Origin of the sequence: Paenibacillus sp. FSL R10-2796 (assembly GCF_037965315.1) — a bacterium.
GTDB classification, from domain to species: Bacteria; Bacillota; Bacilli; order Paenibacillales; family Paenibacillaceae; genus Paenibacillus_AQ; species Paenibacillus_AQ odorifer.
The window spans coordinates 5,817,830-5,841,879 of record NZ_CP150178.1 but is presented as its reverse complement, the minus strand read 5'-3'; the positions used below and the strand labels follow the sequence as shown (position 1 = coordinate 5,841,879).

At 45.2% G+C, this 24,050-nt stretch carries 23 protein-coding genes, 1 rRNA gene and 1 other annotated feature; of the genes, 22 read left to right on the top strand and 2 right to left on the bottom strand.

Annotation, left to right across the window (positions count from 1 at the left end; genetic code table 11):
* Positions 1-77: 77 nt before the first annotated feature.
* Positions 78-737, top strand: a complete 660-nt coding sequence (gene minC / locus NST58_RS26185; RefSeq protein WP_076280016.1) for a septum site-determining protein MinC — start codon at positions 78-80, stop codon at positions 735-737.
* 5 nt (positions 738-742) lie between these two features.
* Positions 743-1,537 carry a septum site-determining protein MinD gene (gene minD / locus NST58_RS26180; protein WP_076218577.1) on the top strand — a complete coding sequence of 265 codons (795 nt, stop codon included), beginning with the start codon at positions 743-745 and terminating at the stop codon, positions 1,535-1,537.
* Between the two features lie 1,012 nt (positions 1,538-2,549).
* Here the strand turns inward: minD and NST58_RS26175 are convergent.
* Positions 2,550-3,074, bottom strand: a complete 525-nt coding sequence (locus NST58_RS26175; RefSeq protein WP_076218576.1) for a hypothetical protein — start codon at positions 3,072-3,074, stop codon at positions 2,550-2,552.
* Positions 3,075-3,249: 175 nt separating this feature from the next.
* Positions 3,250-3,672: a transposase gene (locus NST58_RS26170; protein ID WP_339244617.1), complete on the bottom strand. Its 423-nt coding sequence runs from the start codon at positions 3,670-3,672 to the stop codon at positions 3,250-3,252.
* Positions 3,673-4,014: 342 nt separating this feature from the next.
* Between NST58_RS26170 and NST58_RS26165 the strand changes: the two genes are divergently transcribed.
* From NST58_RS26165 to NST58_RS26070, 20 genes are all read left to right on the top strand, one after another.
* Positions 4,015-4,911, top strand: coding sequence for a M23 family metallopeptidase (locus tag NST58_RS26165; protein WP_339169459.1), 897 nt, complete (start codon positions 4,015-4,017; stop codon positions 4,909-4,911).
* Positions 4,904-5,746 (top strand): M50 family metallopeptidase, encoded by an 843-nt coding sequence (locus NST58_RS26160; RefSeq protein WP_036685160.1) that lies wholly within the window; start codon positions 4,904-4,906, stop codon positions 5,744-5,746. The genes NST58_RS26165 and NST58_RS26160 overlap by 8 nt, the downstream gene beginning before the upstream one ends.
* 54 nt (positions 5,747-5,800) lie before the next feature.
* Positions 5,801-7,042: an Rne/Rng family ribonuclease gene (locus NST58_RS26155; protein ID WP_076129388.1), complete on the top strand. Its 1,242-nt coding sequence runs from the start codon at positions 5,801-5,803 to the stop codon at positions 7,040-7,042.
* A complete protein-coding gene (locus tag NST58_RS26150) occupies positions 7,023-7,190 on the top strand; it encodes a hypothetical protein (protein WP_155288184.1) in 168 nt (55 codons plus the stop codon). Before NST58_RS26155 ends, NST58_RS26150 begins: the two co-directional genes overlap by 20 nt.
* Positions 7,105-7,191 (top strand) — a sequence feature (ribosomal protein L21 leader region). It overlaps the preceding gene by 86 nt.
* Positions 7,192-7,205: 14 nt before the next feature.
* Positions 7,206-7,517, top strand: a complete 312-nt coding sequence (gene rplU, locus NST58_RS26145; protein WP_036685166.1) for a 50S ribosomal protein L21 — start codon at positions 7,206-7,208, stop codon at positions 7,515-7,517.
* A 12-nt stretch (positions 7,518-7,529) separates the two neighbouring features.
* Entirely contained in the window at positions 7,530-7,865 is a 336-nt protein-coding gene (locus tag NST58_RS26140) for a ribosomal-processing cysteine protease Prp (protein ID WP_036685168.1), read from the top strand.
* A 17-nt stretch (positions 7,866-7,882) separates the two neighbouring features.
* Entirely contained in the window at positions 7,883-8,194 is a 312-nt protein-coding gene (rpmA, locus tag NST58_RS26135; RefSeq protein ID WP_036685171.1) for a 50S ribosomal protein L27, read from the top strand.
* Between the two features lie 243 nt (positions 8,195-8,437).
* Positions 8,438-9,178 carry a Spo0B domain-containing protein gene (locus NST58_RS26130; protein ID WP_076105522.1) on the top strand — a complete coding sequence of 247 codons (741 nt, stop codon included), beginning with the start codon at positions 8,438-8,440 and terminating at the stop codon, positions 9,176-9,178.
* Positions 9,179-9,193: 15 nt separating this feature from the next.
* A complete protein-coding gene (gene obgE / locus NST58_RS26125; RefSeq protein WP_036685174.1) occupies positions 9,194-10,504 on the top strand; it encodes a GTPase ObgE in 1,311 nt (436 codons plus the stop codon).
* 210 nt (positions 10,505-10,714) lie between these two features.
* Positions 10,715-12,037: an SPFH domain-containing protein gene (locus NST58_RS26120; RefSeq protein ID WP_038573034.1), complete on the top strand. Its 1,323-nt coding sequence runs from the start codon at positions 10,715-10,717 to the stop codon at positions 12,035-12,037.
* A 10-nt stretch (positions 12,038-12,047) separates the two neighbouring features.
* Positions 12,048-12,794 (top strand): hypothetical protein, encoded by a 747-nt coding sequence (locus NST58_RS26115; RefSeq protein ID WP_076129386.1) that lies wholly within the window; start codon positions 12,048-12,050, stop codon positions 12,792-12,794.
* A 14-nt stretch (positions 12,795-12,808) separates the two neighbouring features.
* Positions 12,809-13,585, top strand: a complete 777-nt coding sequence (locus tag NST58_RS26110; protein ID WP_339244612.1) for a hypothetical protein — start codon at positions 12,809-12,811, stop codon at positions 13,583-13,585.
* Between the two features lie 66 nt (positions 13,586-13,651).
* The gene (locus NST58_RS26105; RefSeq protein ID WP_076194469.1) at positions 13,652-15,013 is read left to right on the top strand and encodes a hypothetical protein; all 1,362 of its coding nucleotides are present in this window, start codon (positions 13,652-13,654) and stop codon (positions 15,011-15,013) included.
* A 158-nt stretch (positions 15,014-15,171) separates the two neighbouring features.
* Positions 15,172-15,609: an ACT domain-containing protein gene (locus tag NST58_RS26100; RefSeq protein ID WP_038573029.1), complete on the top strand. Its 438-nt coding sequence runs from the start codon at positions 15,172-15,174 to the stop codon at positions 15,607-15,609.
* A 33-nt stretch (positions 15,610-15,642) separates the two neighbouring features.
* Positions 15,643-16,929, top strand: a complete 1,287-nt coding sequence (locus tag NST58_RS26095; RefSeq protein ID WP_036685184.1) for a homoserine dehydrogenase — start codon at positions 15,643-15,645, stop codon at positions 16,927-16,929.
* Between the two features lie 59 nt (positions 16,930-16,988).
* Entirely contained in the window at positions 16,989-17,966 is a 978-nt protein-coding gene (gene thrB, locus NST58_RS26090) for a homoserine kinase (protein ID WP_076280022.1), read from the top strand.
* Positions 17,963-18,850 (top strand): prephenate dehydratase, encoded by an 888-nt coding sequence (gene pheA, locus NST58_RS26085; RefSeq protein ID WP_036685188.1) that lies wholly within the window; start codon positions 17,963-17,965, stop codon positions 18,848-18,850. The genes thrB and pheA overlap by 4 nt, the downstream gene beginning before the upstream one ends.
* A 4-nt stretch (positions 18,851-18,854) precedes the next feature.
* A complete protein-coding gene (gene ilvE, locus NST58_RS26080) occupies positions 18,855-19,736 on the top strand; it encodes a branched-chain-amino-acid transaminase (RefSeq protein ID WP_036685189.1) in 882 nt (293 codons plus the stop codon).
* A gap of 304 nt (positions 19,737-20,040) precedes the next feature.
* Positions 20,041-21,807, top strand: coding sequence for a LysM peptidoglycan-binding domain-containing protein (locus tag NST58_RS26075; protein WP_339244609.1), 1,767 nt, complete (start codon positions 20,041-20,043; stop codon positions 21,805-21,807).
* Positions 21,808-22,261: 454 nt separating this feature from the next.
* Positions 22,262-23,819 (top strand): 16S ribosomal RNA (locus NST58_RS26070).
* The last annotated feature ends 231 nt before the right edge of the window (positions 23,820-24,050 follow it).

Genomic DNA, 24,050 nt, shown 5'->3' with positions numbered 1-24,050 from the left:
AGCTTCTATTTTCTTTCTATACAAAGCAGGAATTTAAGGGGCCCGGCACGAATGAATGAGGATAGGGGGCCAGGCATATGACAGTAAAATCCAAGCATGTAAGGATTAAGGGCATCAAGGATGGCCTGATATTCCTGCTAGACGACAAATGTCCCTTTGAAGATCTTCTGAGCGAGCTTCGCTATAAGCTGGAGCACAGCCATCAAAATATTTTAACTGGACCGATTGTACATGTGGACATAAAGCTGGGCAATCGTACCGTAACTGAGGAAGACAAGGAAGCTGTGCTGGAGATTCTTAAGGGACAGGGAAATCTGTTGATTCGATCTATAGAGGCGCTTCCAGCGCCCGGCGGTGAGGATAATGACGCATTGTTTCTGATGAGCGGAATTCTACGTTCCGGTCAGGTGCTGCACCATAACGGAAATCTTCTATATCTGGGGGATGTGAACCCTGGGGGGACCATAACCTGTTCAGGCGATATTTATATACTAGGTTCGCTAAGAGGGATGGCGCATGCTGGAGTAGACGGGAATGAGGAAGCGATTATAGCTGCTTCTTTAATGTCTCCAACGCAGCTGCGAATTGCCGATATTATTAGTCGTCCGCCCGATGAATGGGAAACCCGAGAAAGCAGTATGGAATTTGCATATTTAACAAACGGAGCTATGCAGATCGATAAGATTCATAATTTGGTCAAATTACGTCAGGATTTAAATGTGTTTAAAGGGGTGTAGCCTCCATGGGAGAAGCGATAGTCGTAACCTCGGGCAAAGGCGGAGTTGGCAAAACAACCACAACAGCCAACATTGGAACCGCACTTGCACTGCAGGGCAAAAAAGTATGTCTCGTCGATACCGACATTGGACTGCGTAATCTGGATGTAGTTATGGGGCTTGAGAATCGTATTATTTATGATCTTGTGGATGTAGCGGAAGGACGTTGCCGCCTTAATCAAGCGCTCGTTAAAGACAAGCGCTTTGATGAATTGTATATGCTGCCTGCAGCTCAAACAAAGGATAAAACGGCTGTCTCTCCTGAACAAGTAAGAGATATCATTCTTGAACTAAAGAAGGAATATGAGTATGTTCTGATCGATTGTCCGGCAGGAATCGAGCACGGCTTCCGCAATGCGATTGCCGGTGCGGATAAAGCGATTGTGGTTACCACACCAGAGCATGCCGCTGTACGGGATGCCGATCGTATAATCGGACTATTAGAACAGTCGAGTGTGGAATCGCCGAAATTGGTGGTAAACCGTATTCGCCCAGGTCTTGTGAAGTCTGGGGATATGCTTGATATTGAGGATATATTACAGGTGCTGAACATTGATCTTATCGGAATTGTTCCGGATGATGAATTAGTCATTAAAGCCGCAAATAACGGAGAACCTACAGTTATGAATCCCGATTCTTCAGCTGCTATTGCCTATCGCAATATTGCACGCCGAATTCTAGGTGATGCTGTACCCCTGATGCAGCTTGACCGCAAACCGGGAGCATTTAAGAAACTTAAGAAATTTTTCGGCATGTCCTAGTCTTAAGTCTAGCGATTTTACTATAAAAACATAATTGATCCCATCCATAGAGAAATCTACGGATGGGATTTTTTGTATTATAATAGGCAATGATACAATGCAAAGAATTGGGGCTCATGGTACATAAACAAATTCGGATGACCTTCCCTATGGAAAAATGAAAGAAGAAAAGTTACTGTGAACAGATGATAGAGAGTTACTGGGCAGACCCGATATGCTGTCCATGCTGTAAGCACCGAATGTTGCTTGTGGTCATTTGGCACACAGAATATGGACGGATTTATTATTATGACGAGAAGTGAGAATATAAAAATCAAAAGAAATGAGTAATACTAAGGAATGAAAAAAGAGGAAGGTCAAAAGATGCAATAGGATAAGGAAAGGGAACAGTCCCTATGGAGTCCATAGGAGGAAGATATGAAGCCTGAAGAATGGGTGGATTATGTCTGTGTGGAATGAGGGATGGTAGATCCTGTACCCGAATTTATAGTGACAAAGTGCTCATATGAGCTGGAAGCCGGAGAATTTCTAGAGTTTTTCTGTCCAGCTTGTAACGGAACCTTTGTGAATAAGCTTACTAGCCAGCAGACAAATGACCGCTGGCTAGTAAGCTTATTCACCCGTAGGGTGGTTTTGTTCTGTGATTGCGTCAATATCATCACCTATCTTTATCCAGCCTTAATCCTCTTCGAGTTGAAATTTAATTTACCTCAACTGTCGGCCCACCTTAAGCACCATGCCTCACACCTTAACATCCTACACTGGATCAAACAGTACAAGCGTTACCTGCTTCCGCTCCTACAGCGAGTACTGTCAGTAGAAAAATAAAGGGTTAGACTCGATGCTATGTTCCACGCGAGTATCCCAATTGTCATACTTTATAAAATATGTTTTTTACTTCCCCTAGCAAATTAAACAGCGACAGCAAAGGACGAGAAAATAAAGTCCAAGACTGTCGCTGTTTAATTGGATTTCGGTAAATGCCCCAAAATAAAATTATTACATTTAGTGATTATTGGTAGTTTCTAATATATCCTTTTGCTGTATGAGTCTCCGCAAATACGTAAACTTTATATTGCCAACCTAAATTCATGTAGAAAGTAAGTGAGTCTGAGCCTTGGCCTGCATCTAATAAAATAAAACTGGTTCCTGGATCATGAATATTCATCGAGGTCCATACTCCATTACCTGTATTGTAGTAAACATATAATGAAGCTTTTCCAGCTGATTCAAGTGTAATTTTTCCGTACTGGCCAGCTCCATTAATGGGATTTGAGAATTGATAGGTAACAGGAGCTACAACAACACTCGTAGATTCTCCCGCTACAAAAGGTGCAATAGAGTCAATCGAAGAAGGGCTTGTGTTAGCACTAGATTCATTCGCAGGAAACGTAGCTTCCCCCGCTACAAAAGGTGCAATAGAGTCAAACGAAGGTGGGCTTGCGTTAGTACTAGATTCATTCGCAGCAAACGTTGGAACTGCACTTACTAAAGAAATAGCAGCCGTTAAAAGAAATAAACTAGAGATTTTTTTCATAAGATGTTTTTCCTCCAAATATATATTTTTTGTACTTAATTACCATATCAAATACTGATATAGAAGTGAATGGTTAATAAGTAAAATGATCCCTTTTTCCTACAGGATATTTATCCAAAAGAAATAATGTCGATTTTTGTCTTGTTTTTCAATCATGATAGTTCAGTTCGCCACATTATGGGATGGCAGATATTCCGGAATTCCATTTATTCCAGAGCAGGCCAAGCTGAACCTGCCGCTCCAGTGGAAGATTAAACATGCGGAAATACTGCACAGATTCCCAAAAGGCCAGTTGAGTAAAGATAGGCATGTTGGGATGAATTTCATCAAAAATGTATTTCTGGAGCACATAGACGGCAAGGACCACAAATAATTGACTATATACCGCATTTTCTGTCGTTCCAAATAGATAAGGCACATTCAGATGCTGTTTAATCCACCGGAAAAAGACTTCAATTTGCCAGCGTGTCTTATAATTCTTAGCGATAACGTGAGGGGCAGCTTTTCTCACATCGGTCACAACCCGCACAATTTCACTCCGGTTATTTTCAAATTCAACGACCCGATGCCGATGTCGCTTTGCGATCGATTCCGCCACGTTCAGAGGTATAGCTGGTCATGAAACAAGGTGCCATGCAACTTAATGCCCTCTGATTTTTTTGTATGGGGCCCAAGGCACTCGGGAGTTTGCCGCTGTGACCGTAGTCGAGTCAATCAGTAGAAGATCTCTGGGAAGATTCAGATGACGCCAGGTTTGACGGTTACATATTTTTCCTTAACAATGTGAGCTTAAGGAACAGTCTTATATATCTCGCTTAAAAGCTTAGCTCATTCTAGTACTTTCCGGTATTTATATGGCCTACCTTGGAGGGGCTTGTTCTAAAGAGACTTCCGTGCTTCATAAAATGGAAGTAAAACAAGCCCGTCCGGAGGGATAAATATGGATCAGAAATCAGATATCAAGAATCGCCGCAAGGAGCGTATTCGTAGTTTATTGGAGGAACTCCCGGAAGTCTCAGCAGTCTCAGGAGTTTCGGAAGTCCCGGAACTTGAAATAGCGGACGCTCCCCCTTTATTTATTATGCCGGATAAGAGTACGAGCTTTAAGGAATGGGGAACAGGATTTAAGAATGCGGATCAATCCTCTGTAGAGCCCGATCCAGAGGTGATGTGGAAAAAGAGTCGTGGAGGCTGGGAGGATAACGGCGGTGGAGGCTCAAATTTCACTGCTGGTTTTATTCGGCGCTTTGTTGCTAGTGTTCTTGTGTTTGGAGCGGTGTGGGGGATTTTTGCGGTACATCAGCCATGGTCCTATAAGATGCAAGCTTTTATTAGTGATGCGTTAAGCAATGACATGGATTTCACGGCTGTGAGAGTCTGGTATGAGGAGAACTTTAACGGAGCTCCAGCGTTCATTCCGATATTTGGGGATAAAGATGAGCCTGCTCAAAAAGTGGCCGCTCATCATCAACTTACTGCCCCGATAGCTGGGAGCATTGTCCAGCCTTTTGCATCTACGCTAAAAGGGGTGGAAATTATGCCTCAAATCGATTCAACCTTAAATGTGACGGTGAAAAGTATAGACATGGGACGTATTCTCTCCATCTCTAAGGAGCTGGAAGGGGGCATTCGAATTGCTGTTCAGCATTCAGGCGGTGTCACTGCAGAATACGGACATTTGAGCGGCACCAAGCTGGAGGTTGATGACTGGGTGCAGAGCGGGGATTCACTCGGTTGGATGATGGAGAAGGACGTATCCTCAGCTTCAACACTATTTTTCGCAGTGATAAAAGACAAGACTTATATTGATCCTACAGAAGTGGTATCGTTTGATTAGGATCTTTGGTATCGAACTGTCACTACATCCACTGTTCGTGATCATTATGTTATTCTCCGTGGTCACGGGACAATTTCTAGAGCTGCTCACCTTATTTACGATTGTCTTCATTCATGAAATGGGACATGTCGTTGCGGCTCTTTTGGCCGGTGTTACAGTTAAGTCGGTTCAGCTTCTTCCGTTTGGCGGAGTGGCTGTTATTGAAGATCATGGGCGGCTTACAGCCAGTCGTGAGATCGGAATAGCCCTTGCCGGTCCACTGCAAAATGGAATTATGATCGTTATTGCTTTTGGACTTCAACAAGCCGGTTATGGCAATCAGGAATTTCTGACCTATTTTATTCATGCCAATGCCATTATTGGGCTTTTTAATCTAGTGCCAGTGCTGCCGCTTGACGGAGGTAAAGTGCTTCAGGCCACTATTAGTTTAGTACTTCCTTATTACTACACTTTGTTATGGACTGGACGGGTGAGTGTAGCCGCAAGTGTCCTTGTGATTATATATGCGCTGCTGCCTCTTGGAGCGGGTGGAGGCCTTAGGCTGAATATGGTCATGATCGGAGCTTTTCTGCTGTATTCGAATTTCACCGACCATCGTAATTTACCGTACCGGTTTGTTGCTTTTTTGATGAATCGGGAGGCTGTTTATGAGTATCATTTGCGAACAGGAAGCGTAGCTCGTCCAATAGTTGCATTATCTGCGAAACCTTTAGATGATATATTGCGTCTATTTAAACGTAATCAATATCATTTTATCTATGTGTTAAACGGTAAAGGAAATGTTGTTGCTGTTGTGCCGGAACAGCGCTTAATATCAACCTACTTCGGAATATAGTGTATTTATGCAGAGAATGTGAAGGAATGAACGAACGAAACCAGAGGTGAAGCCATGAAACAGATGATCGTTCACTGCACGCAGCACATTACCCGAATGGCTCTTCTGGAAAACGGAAGGCTGGTGGAGTACGCGGCTGAACGCGATCAGCAGCAAGGGTTGGTCGGCAGTTATTACAAGGGCCGTGTGATTAACGTACTTCCAGGTATGCAGGCTGCTTTTGTTGATATCGGACAGAAGAAGAATGCTTTTTTATATGTTGATGATGTATTGCATCCTAATTTGGATAAACAGCCTGATGTGAAGCCCTCTATCGAGACGCTTTTGCAGCCGGGACAGGATATTGTTGTTCAAGTGCGGAAAGAGCCGAGCGGCGGAAAAGGCGCGCGTGTAACGACTCATTATACGTTGCCCGGGCGCTGGATGGTGTACATGCCCTTTGCAGAATACGTCGGTGTCTCCAAAAAAATAAGCCGGGATGCAGAGCGCAGTCGTCTCAAAGGAATCGGAGAACGTCTGCGAATGAAAGAAGAAGGGCTTATTATGCGGACGGTTTCTCAGGACGAGCCACATGAAGCTGTGGAGGGTGATCTTTCTTTTTTGCGTGCCCAATGGGAGAATATTACACGTAAGGCACAAACGGTAGAGGCTCCCGCTTTACTACATCGTGATCTTAGTATTGTCCAACGCTTTATAAGAGATGCCTTTAATCCGCAACGGGATCAGTTGATTATTGATTCATCTGCCGCAGCTAGAGAAGCAACAGCCTTTCTGGACGACATGGCTCCTGAAGGGTACAAGCCAGTCTGTCTTTATAATGGAGCGGAGTCTATTTTCGCTGCTTATGGTATTCAGGATCAATTGCTCAAGAGCTTCAGCCGCAAAATCACGCTGGAGGGCGGAGCAACAATGATCTGGGATGAGACAGAGGCGTTAACCGTAATTGATGTCAACACCGCTCAATACATTGGCGGAGCATCGCTTGAAGAAACGGTTACTAATACGAATTTGCTCGCAGCTGAGGAGATCGGTCGTTTGATCCGGTTACGCGATACTGGTGGAATCATTATTGTCGATTTTATTGATATGGAACAAGAGCTTCACCGCAAGATGGTCACAGAGCGATTAGAGAAAGTGATCTGCAAGGATCGCACCAAAACACATATTTTGGGGTGGACAAGACTCGGGCTGCTCGAGATGACCAGAAAGAAGGCAAGGCATGATTCAGCCAGCTTTGCGCCTGTGATTTGCCAGTGCTGCGGGGGAACCGGAAAAGTTGGAGAATGGCTGGAATGAGTTGACGATAAGTCATAAGTATGATACTATCTTCAAGTATGTGTTTGATGCAGTTGATCCTGCACATGCTGTAACCGCTCCGATCGGGTACATAAGCGCAGTTCCTACGGGAATTCTGCCACCTAGACTAGGCGAGTCTGAGACATGAGGAGGTGCAAGTAAAATGTATGCAATTATCGAAACTGGTGGTAAACAATACAAAGTCCAAGAGGGCGACGTTTTGTTCATTGAAAAGTTGGAAGCTGAAGACGGCGCAAGTGTAACTTTTGACCGTGTATTGGCTGTTTCTAATGATGGTGGTCTGACTGCAGGAACTCCGCTAGTAAGCGGCGCGTCTGTAACAGCTAAAGTCGAGAAACATGGTAAAGGCGCTAAGGTTGTAGTTTACAAATACAAACCTAAGAAGAACTACCACAAGAAACAAGGTCATCGTCAACCGTACACGAAAGTAACTATCGAGAAGATTCAAGCGTAAGAAGGTGCGTTAATGATTAGCGTGCGGATTACACGATTATCGGATCTAGGAACTATCGTTGGCTTTGAGGTTAAGGGGCATGCGGGTTATGCGAAGCGTGGCGAAGATATCGTATGTGCCGGGGTATCCGCTGTAACAGTTGGAACCGTCAATTCGATTGAGACCTTGACCGGAATCTCCATGGATACATCCATGAAGAACGGATTCTTAAGTGGAACATTAAGTTCTGTTGAAGATTTCGATACTTCCGCGAAGGTACAATTGCTGCTTGAATCCATGGTCGTAATGCTGAATGATATCGCAGAATCATACGGGAAGTATATTCAAATACAGCAAGTAAATATTTAAAGAAGGAGGTTGACAACATGTTGAAATTGAATCTTCAATTGTTCGCATCGAAAAAAGGTGTAGGTTCCACAAAAAACGGACGGGATTCCCATTCCAAACGTCTTGGCGTGAAACGTGCTGACGGTCAAGCAGTAACCGGCGGTAACATCTTGGTTCGTCAACGCGGAACAAAAATTCACCCAGGAACTAACGTAGGCATCGGTAAAGATGATACTTTGTTCGCAATGGTGGATGGCGTAGTGAAGTTCGAACGTTGGGGCCGCGATCGCAAAAAAGTGAGCGTGTACCCAGTTGATGTCGCTCCGGTAGCAGCGGCACTGGAAGCGTAAGCTTACGGACCATATGAGCAAGTAGAAGCCTCCGGCATGAGTGCCGGAGGCTTTTTTGTAGAATATTCATAATTATTTGTGATGCAAAGTTGGAATGGTTAGATAGATGTGAAATTCTCGTTATTATCTCTGGTGAACTACAGTGAACGCGTGTGTTATACTAGGAAATGGTAAATGATACTAACAAAACAAATTATCTAAACGAAGTCATGAATTTTGCGAACTGAGGGACGGGGAGAAAGAATGAAATCCTGGAAAAGTGCAATCTGGGCAGTCATGTTATCCGTAATGCTTCCTTTAGGTCTTTTGTATTGGCATACTTCTCTTCTGACGTGTCTATTACTCGGAGTCTGGGTAGTGGCAATCGTTGCTTTCAGTTTTATCTGGAGCCAGCGTCATTATGAACGGGAGCTGCGTATACAAGAGAACACTCTGCAACAGGCGGCGATTCGGACACTGAATCATCATCGACATGATTGGATGAACGATTTGCAGATTCTATACGGATATATTCAGCTTGGAAAGCCTAATAAATCCGTGGAGTGTGTGGAAAGAATAAAGGAACGCATAGCACTTGATAGTCGTATCGCTAAGTTGGGCATTCCTTCATTGGTTTTCTATATCCAATCCTTCCGAACTAACAGGTCTAGTCTGGAATTGGAAGTTCAGGTGGAGGAAGGGTTGCAGCTAGAGGACAAGCTAAATCCAGAAGCAGGAGATGAGCTGACTTCAGTGATTATGCAGACCATACGGGCTTATCAGTACAACGGGCTGGCTCCTCAGGGGGAGACGCGCAAGCTGCGCCTTGGCTTTTTTCAGGATGGAGGAGACATTCTTATCTCCTTCGAAGGCGAGGGGGAGCATGGCAATCCCGAGCTGCTCAAAGGGCAAATTTATAATATAGTACAAGGAAAAATCATGAAAGCAGAGCAGTTTAAGCCTAGCAGGGCTTATGTCGAGCTGCGATTACCGCTTGAAATGTGAGGAAGGTGAACATTTATGTTCGTAGATAAAGCTAAGATTTATGTTAAAGGCGGTGACGGCGGGGATGGTCTCGTTGCGTTTCGCCGGGAGAAATATGTACCGGAGGGTGGTCCTGCCGGTGGTGACGGAGGCCGTGGAGGCGACGTTATTTTCCGTGTAGATGAGGGACTGCGCACGTTGATGGATTTCCGTTATCAGCGCCACTTCAAAGCTGACAAAGGGATTAAAGGACGGAACAAAAGCCAACATGGAGCGAATGCGGATCATATGATCGTTCGTATTCCGCCAGGAACCATTCTGATTGACGATGATACGCAAGAGATCATTGCCGATATGACGCGTCATGGACAACAGGTTGTAGTTGCACGTGGAGGCCGTGGAGGCCGGGGTAACACCCGTTTTGCCACAGCTAATAATACTGCACCAGAGCTTGCGGAGAACGGTGAAGAAGGCCAAGAGCGTTATGTTGTTATGGAACTTAAGGTAATGGCTGATGTAGGGCTTGTAGGCTTCCCGAGTGTGGGTAAATCTACGTTGCTGTCGGTTGTGTCCGCAGCTCAGCCCAAAATCGGAGCTTACCATTTCACAACAATTACACCGAATTTAGGGGTAGTGGATGTTGGGGATGGCCGAAGCTTTGTGATGGCGGATCTGCCTGGATTAATCGAGGGAGCTAGTGAAGGCATAGGTCTGGGTCACGAATTCCTGCGTCACGTTGAACGCACGCGTATCATCATTCATGTAGTTGATATGTCTGGCTCTGAGGGCCGTGATCCCTTCGAGGATTGGGTTCTAATTAATGATGAGCTGAAGCAGTACAATGCTAGTCTAATCGATCGTCCGCAGATTGTGGCGGCGAATAAGATGGATATGCCTGAATCAGAAGAGAATCTTATTTCTTTCCGCGAACGCGTAGCTGAGGTGCGGCCGGATTTAGAAATCATGCCAATTTCATCCCTTACCCGTCAGGGTGTTCAGGAGCTCCTATATCGTGCAACGGATATTCTCGACAGCATTCCGGTTGCGCCGGTGGTTGAGGAAGTTGCTGAAACTACTGAACGTAAGGTGTATAAGCTGGAAGCAGAAGAGGATAATTCCTTTACTATTACACGGGATAACGAGGCGTTTGTGGTCACAAGCCCACGTATCGAACGTATGCTGAAGCGCATGCAGCTTAGCACACATGATGCGATTCTCAAGCTGGCACGGACTTTGCGTCATATGGGTGTAGATGCAGAGCTTCGTAAACGCGGTGCTGTAGAAGGAACGATTGTCCGTATCGCTGATTTCGAATTCGAATTCGTTGAGAACAGCAGCTACTATTAATATTTAGCTGACTATGAAGCGCCAACTATGGTTTTCCTGTAAAGGGATAGCATAGTTGGCGCTTTTTTTGTGAGGAGATCAGTAATTTTTTTCAATAAAAGAACCCAAAACACGATATATATCGTATACAATAAATATCGAAATACACTAATTCCCATTTGGGAGCGTACACGTTATTTATATATAAGATAATGAAAGAAGGAATAGCAGATGGCAATTATAGAAGTGGTGAAGTATGACGGTCCTCCAGGTATATTCGCATGGAAATATCCTAACCAGGAGCTGGGGACATGGACACAACTAATCGTTAATGAATCCCAGGAAGCGATTCTATTCAAGGGCGGACAAGCGCTTGATTCTTTTACAGCTGGGCGGCACACGCTAAGCACCGCTAATATACCTATTTTATCCAATATCGTTAATCTTCCTTTTGGTGGAAAATCACCATTTACGGCTGAAGTATGGTATGTGAATAAGACGAATTCGATGAATGTCAAATGGGGAACGAGCTCACCTTTACAGCTTCAGGATCCCAAATACAAAATTATGATTTCTGTTCGTTCTTTTGGGCAGTTTGGTGTAAAAATCGATGATCCGCGAAAATTCTTGCTGAAGCTCGTAGGGACGCTCCCGCAGTTTGATCATGAAACGCTTATCAGTTATTTCCGCGGACTGCTGATGTCGAATATAAATGAACTTATTTCTTCTTACCTTGTGCACAAGCAAATCAGCATACTGGAGATTAATGCTTATGTTGCAGAGATCTCCAAACATATTCAGGGCCGACTAGCCTCGGCTTTCTTGGATAATGGCATTGAGCTGAATAATTTCTATATTGATTCGATCAATATTCCAGAGGATGATCCGGCAACGATTCGTTTGAAGGAAGCTTTGGCTAAAAAAGCGGAAATGGATATCATGGGCTTCACCTATCAGCAGGAGCGTGGTTTTGACACGATGGAAGAAGCGGCAGGTAATCCCGGCAATCTTGGAGTGGGCATGATGAACACCGGGATGGGGCTTGGACTTGGAATGGGATTTGCTGGACCCGCTATGGATATGGTGAACCGTATGACTAGAGGGATGAACTTGGATTCAGGGACTACAGTTATACGTCAAGAGCAGCGTTCCTGCTCTAAGTGTGGAGTTATGAATCCAGTAGAGGGACGGTTCTGCAGCGGTTGTGGGCAGGCGCTTGGAGGCAACCCGCAAGGTTCTCCCTCTGCGAACAAGATCAAATGTTTTGAATGCGGGCATGAACTAAATGCAGGAGCTAAGTTCTGTCCAGGTTGCGGGAATCCTTATCGTCCTTGCCCATCCTGTAAAGCAGATAATCCTGAGGGAGCGGCTTCTTGTGTCTCCTGTGGAAAAGAAATGCCTAAAGCTTGCGGTAAATGTGGGACTATGGTAGCGCCAGGGGTGAAATTCTGTCCTCATTGTGGAGACAGCATGGTGATTAAATGCAGCGGCTGTGGACATGAGCTGAAAGCTGGACAAAAATTCTGTGCAGAGTGCGGAACAAAAGCAGGCTAAGGAGGACCTAATGAACAAAAGCAGGAGATATATATACATTATTACCATCATTTATGCGGTAGCTATAGTACTGACAGTGTTCTCGTTTATTGGATTAGGTTTCTCCGACTCACTGTTTCGGTTCATAATTTCTTTATCCGCGGTTCTGTTAGCAGAAAGTGTAATCTATGGCTATTGTATTTTTTGGCTCCGAACTGCAAGTAGCATTCAGCAGACTCCGCCTGTTCTTATCAGCGGCGCAATCATTACGGGAATCTATGCAGCCATCGTATTTGTATCGGCCTTACTCTTCGATTGGCTGCTGGAGTTACCCGCCTTGTGGTACGCAGCCGAACAATTGCTGATTCTTGTGTTAGGAGCGATCACTTTGGCCGCGATAGGGCTTTACGGGTGGAATGCTGGGGCAGGGGAACAGCAAGCCAAAAGGTCTTTACAAAAGTTTCGGCGGTATCAGAACGAATTAACTGAAATGAGTGAGCTGGCTAGTAGCTGGAAGAATTCCGAATCCGAGCAGCTAGTGAACGTGTTAGATATGTTGGAGGAAAAATTTAAGTACAGTGATCCGATATCAGAACCGTCTTTATATGCTACAGAGGATATTCTGCAGCAGCAGATTTCTCTGTTACATGATCACGTGAAGCTACTGCTGGCGACCCAAGAGCCACATGAGGGCTGGCAGGTAGAAGTAAATGAGATGTCAGAGAGTATAAAGTCTACACTTCAGCGGCGTAACCGTGAATTAGCGGCACTTAAATAGGAGGAGTTTACTACATGAACAGTTTGAACCTACAAGAGCCGTCACCGCTCCCGGGAGGAAATGCAGTCGTTCCCCGGCTTAAATACGAACGTACCGGGTTTGATTATGTTATTCTCGCGGCTGCTTATCTGCTGATGCCAGTTGGACTTGTGCTTGCCTTGTTACGTTTGATGACAACGCATTACAAAAATTACCGCAGACCGACTAACCTCAATCTGCTGATGCATGTATTTATTGGTGGGTTTGTTGAACTTTCTATTGCTATGTTTTCTAGTGCGCTCAATGGGGAATTTGGAACTTCTGAATTAGTATCAACGCTTATTTTAATTGCAATCATGTTTTTGACTCCAGCTTTTATACTGGCCAGTGTGACAGCGAAAGCTAAATATACCCTTTCTAAGCTTAACACTTCTTATATAGAGCTGATTCAAAATAAGAATATCCGGCATATTGGCAGTATATCTGAACGAATAGGCCAAAGTGAAAGTGATGTACGGAGAGATGTCCAGTATCTGAAGGATAAAGGACTGCTTGATATTGATGTCGCATTATCCGAAGGGCGCCAGACGCGAGAACCATCAGCAGCTAATCAAGGTTACCCTGAAAGTACTTCGGGCTTTGGAGGAACGGGGAGAACCCAAGCATCGGGGCAGCAAATACCTGCGCAGCCTCAGTCTCCGCCGCAACTGCCTAAGTCTATCCGTTGTCCGGGGTGCGGAGCCCAGAATACTGTGCTCCCAAGCCAATCTAAAAGCTGTGATTACTGTGGAACGAAGATCCCGTACAATTAATGCCGTCAACCAACAGATTAGCTGCATCGCATATAGGATTACATAAATAAGGGGATTAAAGACAAAATGAGTGGATTGGATATACGCAGACAGCCGCCGGCATCGGGAAAACCTGTGTACAAGCATGAATATGAGCGGACGGCGTTTGATTATACCACTATTGTGTTTGCGTATGTATTTGCTCCGGTTGGCTTTATATTGGCTGCCATTCGGTTATTATCTACACATTCCAAGAGACAGCGCAAAGCAAGCAATATTAACCTGTTTTATCATGCGTGTATGGGTGCCTTTGTAGAATTGGCGATCTATTTCATTATTAGCAAGCTACTCGGTCAAATCGATTATGTCGCACTCTTGATCAGGCTGGTGATTATCTACGCATTGTTTAGGATTCCCGCCATCAAATTATCCGTTAGGGCCGTAGGATGGAGAGAGGGATTCACCTATCTTTGCAATGACTATATCGCATTGGTTCTTGTGGACGGCATAAGGCATATCGGCAGCCTATCCGATATCCGCGGATTCAGTGAAGAGAATGTCCGCGAGGTTTTGGAATATTTAAAAGATCAGGGAGTGCTTTCTCCAGATATTGTTTATTATGAAGGACGTGTAGACAATTCATTTGTGAAATTGCCGCCGAAGCTTATTTATTCCAAACGGGCACAAGCACTGGTGCGTGCGCCTGAGAATAACCTTCGCTACCGTAACAAACGAGACCAGACAGTGTTTGATCGAATCATCATGGCGATTGCCTATTTGTTTGCTCCGCTTGGGTTTGTACTTGCGATGCTTCGTTTTGTAAGCACTCATTATAAGAATGAGCGGAAATCATTTAACTACAAATTGCTCTATCATGTATGTATGGGAGCTTTTATGGAACTTGCTGTCCTCTTCGCCGTGGGGACCTACAAAGGGGATTTTAAGTGGTACACTTTATTGATCATTCTGGTGGTCCTCTACGTGATCTTTATAATTCCGGCAGACAGCTTTGCAGGGAGGGCTACCTTCGCAACAGAAAACTTTGATTTTCTGTGCAAGAAGTATCTCATGCTGATCGTAGTGGATGATGTTAGGCATATTGGTAATTTAGCTGATATCACGAAACAAAGTGAAGATGATGTACGTAGAGACCTACGGTATTTGGTGAGATGGGGGTTACTTGCTTCTGATCTTGTCTATTATGAAGGACGTGTTAAGCTCTTAGATAAACAACCGCCCAATCTTGTACATCCTGACCGGGCACAGCCCTCCGCGGCAACAGAGAACCAGCCATCATCTGGACGGCAGTCATTGCCGGAGAATAGGCCTAAGCCACCTGTCCAACTGCCGAAATCCATCGTTTGTCCGAGTTGCGGTGCTAAGAGTAGAGTACTTCCTGGGCAGGATAAAATCTGTGACTATTGCGGGACGACGATTCCATACAGCTAGTGTACATACGATTGCCTTCTGCCCCCGGGAATCCGGGGGTTTTACTACACCTAACTACCCGGCCTTGGAGCATCCAGATAAAGTTATTGCATTTTACAAGCCTTTTCCGATATAATGTCCACTAAGAAAACACAAAAGTCTTTGAGGTGAGGACGTTCGTGAGAGAACGCTATTATTTGGTCCGGGAGGACATATTGCCTGATGCTGTACTTAAGACTATGCAGGTTAAACAATTGCTTGAGGCCGGGGATGCGAAGACCGTAAATGAAGGTGTAGAGCAGGTGGGATTAAGCCGAAGCGCTTTTTATAAATACAAGGATGGAATTCACTTGATCCATCAGCTCGAACGAGAGCGGATCGTTACGATTTCCATGGATTTGGAGCACGAATCTGGAATGCTTTCCAAGGTACTAGGCTCTGTAGCAGGACATGGGGCTAATGTGTTGACGATTCACCAGAGTATTCCGCTGCAAGGCCGGGCAAATGTGGTGATCTCCGTAGAAATTTCACACTTAAATGAGGAGCTCGGAGAGATGCTGGATAGTCTGAAAGAGATTCCAGGAGTGAAGCGTGCTTTAATCGTTGGACAGGGATAGGAACTATATTCGTAAACTTTTAGGAGGAGACAGATGAAGCCGGTTAAAGTGGGGTTGCTGGGCCTGGGAACAGTAGGCACAGGTGTAGTTCGTATCGTGGAAGGGAATCAAGAGGATTTAAGCAGCCAGGTAGGCTCTTCAATTGTCATTGAACGTATAGCTGTGAATAATTCTAATAAACCACGCGAAATCGAGGTTGATCCTGCTAAAATAACGACAGATCCATGGGATGTGATTCGTGATCCTGAAATTGATGTCATCGTTGAAGTTATGGGGGGAATCGCGGGAACCAAAGAATATATTCTTGAAGCTTTGGAACGCGGTAAACATGTCGTAACTGCGAACAAGGATTTGATGGCGCTGCACGGCTCGGAGATTCTTGCTAAGGCGCAGGAGAAGCAATGTGATGTCTTTTATGAGGCTAGCGTAGCAGGAGGCATTCCGATTATCCGCACACTTATCGAGGGCTTTTCCTCAGATAAGATTATGAAGATTATAGGTATCGTGAATGGAACGACTAATTACATACTAACCAAAATGAGCCAAGAAGGCGCATCCTATAATGATGTGTTAAAAGAAGCGCAGGATCTGGGATACGCAGAGTCTGATCCAACCTCGGATGTGGAAGGCCTGGACGCTGCCCGCAAAATGGCGATTCTCGGAACCTTAGGTTTCCGTACTAATGTGGAGCTGCATGATGTAAGTGTGAGTGGGATTTCTCAGGTGAGTAAGGCGGATATCGCCTTTGCGAAACGTCTCGGATATGAAATTAAGCTGTTAGGCATCGCTGAACGTCAGGATGAAGAATTCAGCATCAGTGTTCAGCCAACCTTGATTCGGGCTAGTCATCCCTTGGCTTCCGTCAATGGCGTGTTCAACGCAGTTTACGTATACGGGGAAGCAGTGGGAGAGACCATGTTCTACGGTGCGGGTGCGGGCGCAATGCCAACTGCAACCTCAGTGGTAGCTGATTTGGTAGCTGTCATTAAGAACCTTAAACTAGGTGTGAATGGATTGAAGCAAAAAGTACCTTACAAGCAGAAAAAGCTTAAGAGTGATGAAGCTATTTTTTATAAAAACTTTTTGCTTCTGCATGTTGATGATAAAGCAGGGGTATTGGCTAAGATTACTCAAGTGTTTGCCGAATATGATGTAAGTTTGGATTCAGTAGTTCAGCAAGCCAATCCCAATAATCCTGATGCGGAGATCATTATTGTCACTCATAACGCTAGTAAAGCAAGCATGAACAAAGTGCTGCGCCATTTCGAGGAGCTGAAAGTCATCCGCCGGATTAAGAGCCATTATCGTGTGGAAGGTTAACCAAGCCACTGAACTAATACTTTCATATTTCAAAACATAGTAAGGAGATTGTACCTGTTATGAGTATTTACGGAAGAGCTAGGGTTAAAGTGCCTGCTAGTACTGCCAATCTTGGTCCGGGCTTCGATACTCTGGGTATGGCTTTGCCGCTATATGCCTGGATTGAGATGGAGGAAGCAGAGGAGACTGTTTTTCATCTATATGGTGATGAGATGAATGGAGTGGCTCAGGATAAGAGCAATTTACTCTATAAGGTCGCTCAAATGGTATTTGCAGAGGCAGGCGTTACGGTGCCTGAATTATCGATATCCATGTACTCGGAGATTCCGCTTACGCGTGGACTCGGCAGCAGTGCCTCAGCTATTATTGGCGGAATGGTCGCAGCGAACACAATGATTGGCTCTCCGCTGGATAATGCTAAGCTGTTTGATATGGCTACCCAGCTTGAGAAACATCCCGATAATGTGGGTGCCTCCTTGTTTGGCGGCATTATTACTGCCGTGTGGGATGGTGAACATGCGGATTATGTTCGGCTAGAACCACCACAAAATCTTGAGGTGCTGGTGGTTATTCCTGAATTCGAACTGGAAACCACAAAAGCGCGGGGATTGCTTCCAACAGAAATCTCAGTTAGTGATGCTGTGTACAACATCAGCAGAACCTCTCTATTGACGGCTTCGCTGGCATCAGGCCGGCTTGACCTGCTTAGCAGAGCGATGCAGGATCGCCTGCATCAGCCGTATCGTGCACCGCTTATACCGGGCATGGAGAAGCTGCTCGCAGAAGCTCCTGAACACGGTGCTTTAGGGATCGCACTTAGCGGTGCTGGACCGACTCTGCTATGTTTAGTGGATCGCCAAGAGACCCGTAAGAGTGAGCTTGAGGCCTTCTTGAAGAATACGATGCAGGAACATGGCATTTCCGCTCGGACCTGCTGGTTAACACCTTGTGCTTCTGGAGTTACTACAGAGCTGCTCGAAATAAACGAGATGCAAAACGTATCATTTTTGGATATGATAAAAGGAGTACGGTCATGAAATCAATAGCGGTATTGCCGCAGGGCTCGGTATCCCACGAAGCGCTGCTGCATTTGTTTAACGGTGAACCTGTAAAGCTTGTGCATCACAAGTTAATTTCCGATGTATTTCTCTCTACGGCGAATGGTACCACCGATTACAGCGTGATTCCGATTGAAAATACCATTGAAGGCTCAGTTAGTCTTCACATCGATTGGCTCATCAATGAAGTGGATCTGCCAATGCAGACGGAATGGATTTTTCCATCGATACAGAATCTTATCGGTAACCCAAGGGAATTCACAGATACAGACGGCAACAAGGATTTCACCAAGATGGTAAAAATCCTTTCGCACCCCGTAGCAATGGCACAATGTATGCAATTTGTTCGTAAGCATGCCCCTTGGGCTGAACTGGAGTCGGTTGGAAGTACCTCTGAAGCTGTAGAAATCGTCAAAAACAATCCCGGCAAGGGCTGGGCTGCTATCGGTACCGCTCTTGGCGCCGCTACTCATGGGCTGGAGATTGTAGATCGGCAAATTACAGATCACAACAACAACTACACACGGTTTGTCCTGGTTGGTCCACAGAAGATAGATCTTCCGCGGAGCAGCACAGGAGTAAAGACGAGTGTTCTAGTAACGCTGCCAGAGGATTTTCCAGGTGCCTTGCATCAGGTGCTTGCTGCTTTTTCCTGGCGGAAACTGAATTTATCGCGTATTGAATCACGACCAACGAAGAAGAAGCTGGGTACTTATTATTTTTATATTGATGTGCTGGAACCGATAGAATCTGTTCTGCTGCCAGGGGCTATTGAAGAAATTAGTGCTTTAGGCTGTCAGGTAAGGATTCTGGGCTCGTATCCCACATACACCTATGAGGAAGAGAAAGCGGAGGTGCAGTAAATTCATGGCTGAGCAATGGATCTATTTGGATGGACAACACGTAACGAAGGAAAATGCAAAGGTATCCGTTTTTGATCACGGTTTTTTGTATGGAGACGGTATTTTTGAAGGTATCCGTATCTATAACGGCAATATTTTTAAATGTAAAGAGCATTTGGACAGACTGTATGATTCGGCAAAATCGATCATGCTGGACATTCCGCTAACGTATGATGAGATGCTGGAAGCTATGGCTGAAACGATTCGTCTTAACGACATGCGGAACGGTTATATTCGACTGATCGTCTCCCGGGGACCAGGGAACTTAGGTCTTGATCCACGCCGTTGTCCAAAAGCTAGTGTAATTATTATCGTTGAGCAACTGGCTATTTACCCAGAACAAGCGTATTTGAACGGACTTCGTGCAGTTTCTGTGTCCCAACGCCGTAATATTCCGGATGCACTCAATCCAAAGATCAAATCGCTTAATTACCTAAACAATATCCTAGTAAAAATCCAATCCAACTTGGCAGAAGCCGACGAAGCCATCATGATGAACGCTCAAGGTTATGTTACTGAGGGATCGGGCGATAACATTTTCATCATCAAAAATGGTGTAGTTTTCACTCCTCCATGTTACTTGGGAGCCCTTGAAGGAATTACCCGTCTGGCGATCATTGAGCTCTGTGAGAAATTAGGTATTAAACTGAAAGAAGAACCGTTCACAATGCATGATGTTTATATAGCGGACGAGGTGTTCTTCACTGGCACAGCTGCTGAGGTTATTGCAGCACGTGAAATTGACGGCCGGATCATTGGTGAAGGACAAGCGGGTCCAATCACTTTGAAGCTGCTCGAAGAGTTCCGTAATGTGGTTGATAAAGATGGCTATAAGGTTTGGGAATAAAGACTAATCATACAACGTAAATAGCATTGAATACGCATCAGAAGTCCTTTTATGCATACATGCAGAAGAAAACGGGAGTCTCCGGTTAATCTTTTCATGGATCATGAAAGGATTTTTTTTATTTCGGGGATGTCATTCGCCCATGGGCTGCATAAGATGTAGTAACGAAGGAGGCGGCTGTACCGCATATAACTTTGTAAGAGAGCAATGTTCCATGAAAAGGGTGTTTGCTTTCGAAGTCAGTTTTGCTGTGTAGCTGTAAAGAAAGCAATACTCCACAAAACTTTTAGGAGGTTAATGCTACGTGAAAATACACATTGTCAAACAAGGCGATAGTTTGTATGCCTTATCGCAAAAGTACGGAGTGCCGTTACAAAAAATTATTGAAGCAAACCCGCAGATCAGTAATCCGAATGTGTTAGCGGTTGGAGACAAAGTAAAAATACCTACGGCCCCTGTATCCGTACCGGAGAACAGTGAAGTTTACTACAAGCACACAGTTAAACAAGGAGATACCTTGTGGAAATTATCTAAAGCCTGGGGAATTCCTTTGAAGGATATGGTTGAGGCCAATCCCCAACTAAAGAATCCAAATGTACTTATGTTAGGGGAAGTAGTTAATATTCCTAAAAAAGTATCCAATACCTCACCGACACAGCCTGGGTATACGCCGTCTAACGCGTCAGAGAAAACGCAGGTGGGTGGCAAGGAATATACAGGTCCCAAAGAACAGCCTGCTGCTGAAGTAGTGCCTGCACCTAAACCAGAAACTAAACCAGAAGTAAAACCAGAGACCAAGCCAGAAGCTAAACCTGCACCTAAACCAGTGACAAATATCTCACCTGAATCCAATTCTGCACCACACCCATCGCTAAACATCGCCCCTATTAATACACAAAATATTGCACCCAATCCTGCGCCTAATATGCAAATGGAAGTTGCTCCAGTGCAAGAAATTGAAATGCAGAGTTTATTTGTTCAGATTACGGTTCCAAATCAAGAACCGATTGCTCAACAAGAAGCACCTAAAGCTGAGAAGAAAGCAGACAATGATTGCACATGGGATAATTCCAACGGATACCCGGGCCTGGGAGGAAATCCTTATCTCTATGATTCATATCAAAATAGCCCTAATATGAACATGAACTGGGCACCAAGTTATGTTCAGCCAATGGCTTATGCACCAGAATGTATTTCACCATGTTATTTTTCGGGCAATATGTATTCTAATATGAGTCCAGAACAGTGGAATCCCAATGCCGCGCCAAACATAAGCCCAGAACAGTGGAATCCAAATGCCGCGCCAAACATAAGCCCGGAACAGTGGAATCCAAATGCCGCGCCAAACATAAGCCCAGAACAATGGAATCCAAATGCCGCGCCAAACATAAGCCCAGAGCAATGGAATCCCAATGCAGCGCCTAACGTGAGCCCAGAACAATGGAATCCCAATGCTGCCCCTAATATGAGTCCAGGACAGTGGAATCCGATGGAGGCTAATGTTGCTGGCATGAATGTTGGCGGGGATTTCTCCCCGTATGCTGTTCCTCAATATGGAGGACAGACGCCGAACCTTCCTTGGCCAACTTGTGGGTGCGGAGGCGTGCATATTCAACCAGTGCAAACTTATTCATATGACATGCCTGTATATAACACCTATCCTGAATATGGGAATCCAAACGCTTTTTCCGCATATGGAGCAGGAATGCCTAATCAGGGAACGGTACCTACTTCTACGCTTGGAGCATTTGGTGGACCGGATAACTCTAATATTCCATCCAATCCGCAGTATCCAGGGATAGGTAATTATTCGCAGCATAATCGGGTGCCGGAAATTCAAGAACCTGAAGCGTTCGTGCAGGAATCTCCCGAAACGGCTAGAACAGAGAGTGATGAGTCAACTTCTAACGCATCTCTCAAGAATAAGGGGAATGTAGCAAAGGAAACAGCAACAGGCAAAAAAGCAAAGACCTCAGGTCAACCTAGTAGCAAGAAAAGCAAAACTGCTACGAAATCTCAAGGTTCAGCAGCGAGTACTAAAAAACGTAGAAATCCTTGGATTTCAAACTAATAAATTTATATATTAAGCCGTTGTTTGACTTACGTGTAGATTCTGTATCCTTAGAATCTACACGTTTTTTTATAGGTAAATAGGGATAAAAGATGTTAAATAAAGTGGGGCAAAAGCACTTATTTATAAAATATAAATTTTTAAGTGTTGTTTTTATGTAGGGATATATGGTACATTATAAATCCAGTCGCAAAGAGGAACTATAAAGCTTTCGGTTGGTGAATGATAATCTGAATTAGATTGCAAAGAACTTTGAAAAAAAAGAGTTGCAATAAATCAGAAAGCATGATATATTATAAGAGTTGCTGCTGAGACATTAAACGGCGCCAACGAGAACTTGATCTTTGAAAACTGAACAACGAGTGAGTAGGAAATCACGTAAGTGAAATCCAAAATTAGAGAATTAATTTTCTCGTCAGATGTTTCAAAATGAGCATATCGCTCTTTTCAATACTAATTGGAGAGTTTGATCCTGGCTCAGGACGAACGCTGGCGGCGTGCCTAATACATGCAAGTCGAGCGGAGTTACTTTGAAAGCTTGCTTTCAAAGTAACTTAGCGGCGGACGGGTGAGTAACACGTAGGCAACCTGCCCTTCAGACTGGGATAACTACCGGAAACGGTAGCTAATACCGGATAATTTCTTTTTTCTCCTGAGAGAAGAATGAAAGACGGAGCAATCTGTCACTGAGGGATGGGCCTGCGGCGCATTAGCTAGTTGGTGGGGTAACGGCCCACCAAGGCGACGATGCGTAGCCGACCTGAGAGGGTGAACGGCCACACTGGGACTGAGACACGGCCCAGACTCCTACGGGAGGCAGCAGTAGGGAATCTTCCGCAATGGGCGAAAGCCTGACGGAGCAACGCCGCGTGAGTGATGAAGGTTTTCGGATCGTAAAGCTCTGTTGCCAGGGAAGAACGTCCGGTAGAGTAACTGTTACCGGAGTGACGGTACCTGAGAAGAAAGCCCCGGCTAACTACGTGCCAGCAGCCGCGGTAATACGTAGGGGGCAAGCGTTGTCCGGAATTATTGGGCGTAAAGCGCGCGCAGGCGGCTATTTAAGTCTGGTGTTTAAACCTTGGGCTCAACCTGAGGTCGCACTGGAAACTGGGTGGCTTGAGTACAGAAGAGGAAAGTGGAATTCCACGTGTAGCGGTGAAATGCGTAGATATGTGGAGGAACACCAGTGGCGAAGGCGACTTTCTGGGCTGTAACTGACGCTGAGGCGCGAAAGCGTGGGGAGCAAACAGGATTAGATACCCTGGTAGTCCACGCCGTAAACGATGAGTGCTAGGTGTTAGGGGTTTCGATACCCTTGGTGCCGAAGTTAACACAGTAAGCACTCCGCCTGGGGAGTACGGTCGCAAGACTGAAACTCAAAGGAATTGACGGGGACCCGCACAAGCAGTGGAGTATGTGGTTTAATTCGAAGCAACGCGAAGAACCTTACCAGGTCTTGACATCCCTCTGAATCTGCTAGAGATAGCAGCGGCCTTCGGGACAGAGGAGACAGGTGGTGCATGGTTGTCGTCAGCTCGTGTCGTGAGATGTTGGGTTAAGTCCCGCAACGAGCGCAACCCTTAACTTTAGTTGCCAGCAAGTAATGTTGGGCACTCTAGAGTGACTGCCGGTGACAAACCGGAGGAAGGTGGGGATGACGTCAAATCATCATGCCCCTTATGACCTGGGCTACACACGTACTACAATGGCCGGTACAACGGGAAGCGAAGCCGCGAGGTGGAGCCAATCCCATCAAAGCCGGTCTCAGTTCGGATTGCAGGCTGCAACTCGCCTGCATGAAGTCGGAATTGCTAGTAATCGCGGATCAGCATGCCGCGGTGAATACGTTCCCGGGTCTTGTACACACCGCCCGTCACACCACGAGAGTTTACAACACCCGAAGTCGGTGGGGTAACCCGCAAGGGAGCCAGCCGCCGAAGGTGGGGTAGATGATTGGGGTGAAGTCGTAACAAGGTAGCCGTATCGGAAGGTGCGGCTGGATCACCTCCTTTCTATGGAGAATCGTTCTCTGCAATGAGAACATTCAAATCGGAAGCTAAGCTTCCAAAACTCAGGTTTAGGCCTGTTACTCACTCGTTGCTCAGTTTTGAGAGTTTAAGCTCTCAAGTAAGACTTGATCCTTGAAAACTGGATACCGAAACGAATTTGCGTTTTAGAACATCTTTTAGCAACTTGTGCAAACAAGTAAATGTTATTAGTGAGATTTTTCTTCGGAAGAATCA

Coding starts and splice junctions, on each gene's coding strand:
- ilvE (WP_036685189.1), top strand. CDS start 18,855: ATGGCTGAGCAATGGATCTATTTGGATGGACAACACGTAACGAAGGAA.
- NST58_RS26095 (WP_036685184.1), top strand. CDS start 15,643: ATGAAGCCGGTTAAAGTGGGGTTGCTGGGCCTGGGAACAGTAGGCACA.
- NST58_RS26140 (WP_036685168.1), top strand. CDS start 7,530: ATGATTAGCGTGCGGATTACACGATTATCGGATCTAGGAACTATCGTT.
- obgE (WP_036685174.1), top strand. CDS start 9,194: ATGTTCGTAGATAAAGCTAAGATTTATGTTAAAGGCGGTGACGGCGGG.
- NST58_RS26105 (WP_076194469.1), top strand. CDS start 13,652: ATGAGTGGATTGGATATACGCAGACAGCCGCCGGCATCGGGAAAACCT.
- minC (WP_076280016.1), top strand. CDS start 78: ATGACAGTAAAATCCAAGCATGTAAGGATTAAGGGCATCAAGGATGGC.
- NST58_RS26165 (WP_339169459.1), top strand. CDS start 4,015: ATGGATCAGAAATCAGATATCAAGAATCGCCGCAAGGAGCGTATTCGT.
- minD (WP_076218577.1), top strand. CDS start 743: ATGGGAGAAGCGATAGTCGTAACCTCGGGCAAAGGCGGAGTTGGCAAA.
- pheA (WP_036685188.1), top strand. CDS start 17,963: ATGAAATCAATAGCGGTATTGCCGCAGGGCTCGGTATCCCACGAAGCG.
- NST58_RS26115 (WP_076129386.1), top strand. CDS start 12,048: ATGAACAAAAGCAGGAGATATATATACATTATTACCATCATTTATGCG.
- NST58_RS26175 (WP_076218576.1), bottom strand. CDS start 3,074: ATGAAAAAAATCTCTAGTTTATTTCTTTTAACGGCTGCTATTTCTTTA.
- rplU (WP_036685166.1), top strand. CDS start 7,206: ATGTATGCAATTATCGAAACTGGTGGTAAACAATACAAAGTCCAAGAG.
- rpmA (WP_036685171.1), top strand. CDS start 7,883: ATGTTGAAATTGAATCTTCAATTGTTCGCATCGAAAAAAGGTGTAGGT.
- NST58_RS26130 (WP_076105522.1), top strand. CDS start 8,438: ATGAAATCCTGGAAAAGTGCAATCTGGGCAGTCATGTTATCCGTAATG.
- thrB (WP_076280022.1), top strand. CDS start 16,989: ATGAGTATTTACGGAAGAGCTAGGGTTAAAGTGCCTGCTAGTACTGCC.
- NST58_RS26155 (WP_076129388.1), top strand. CDS start 5,801: ATGAAACAGATGATCGTTCACTGCACGCAGCACATTACCCGAATGGCT.
- NST58_RS26120 (WP_038573034.1), top strand. CDS start 10,715: ATGGCAATTATAGAAGTGGTGAAGTATGACGGTCCTCCAGGTATATTC.
- NST58_RS26110 (WP_339244612.1), top strand. CDS start 12,809: ATGAACAGTTTGAACCTACAAGAGCCGTCACCGCTCCCGGGAGGAAAT.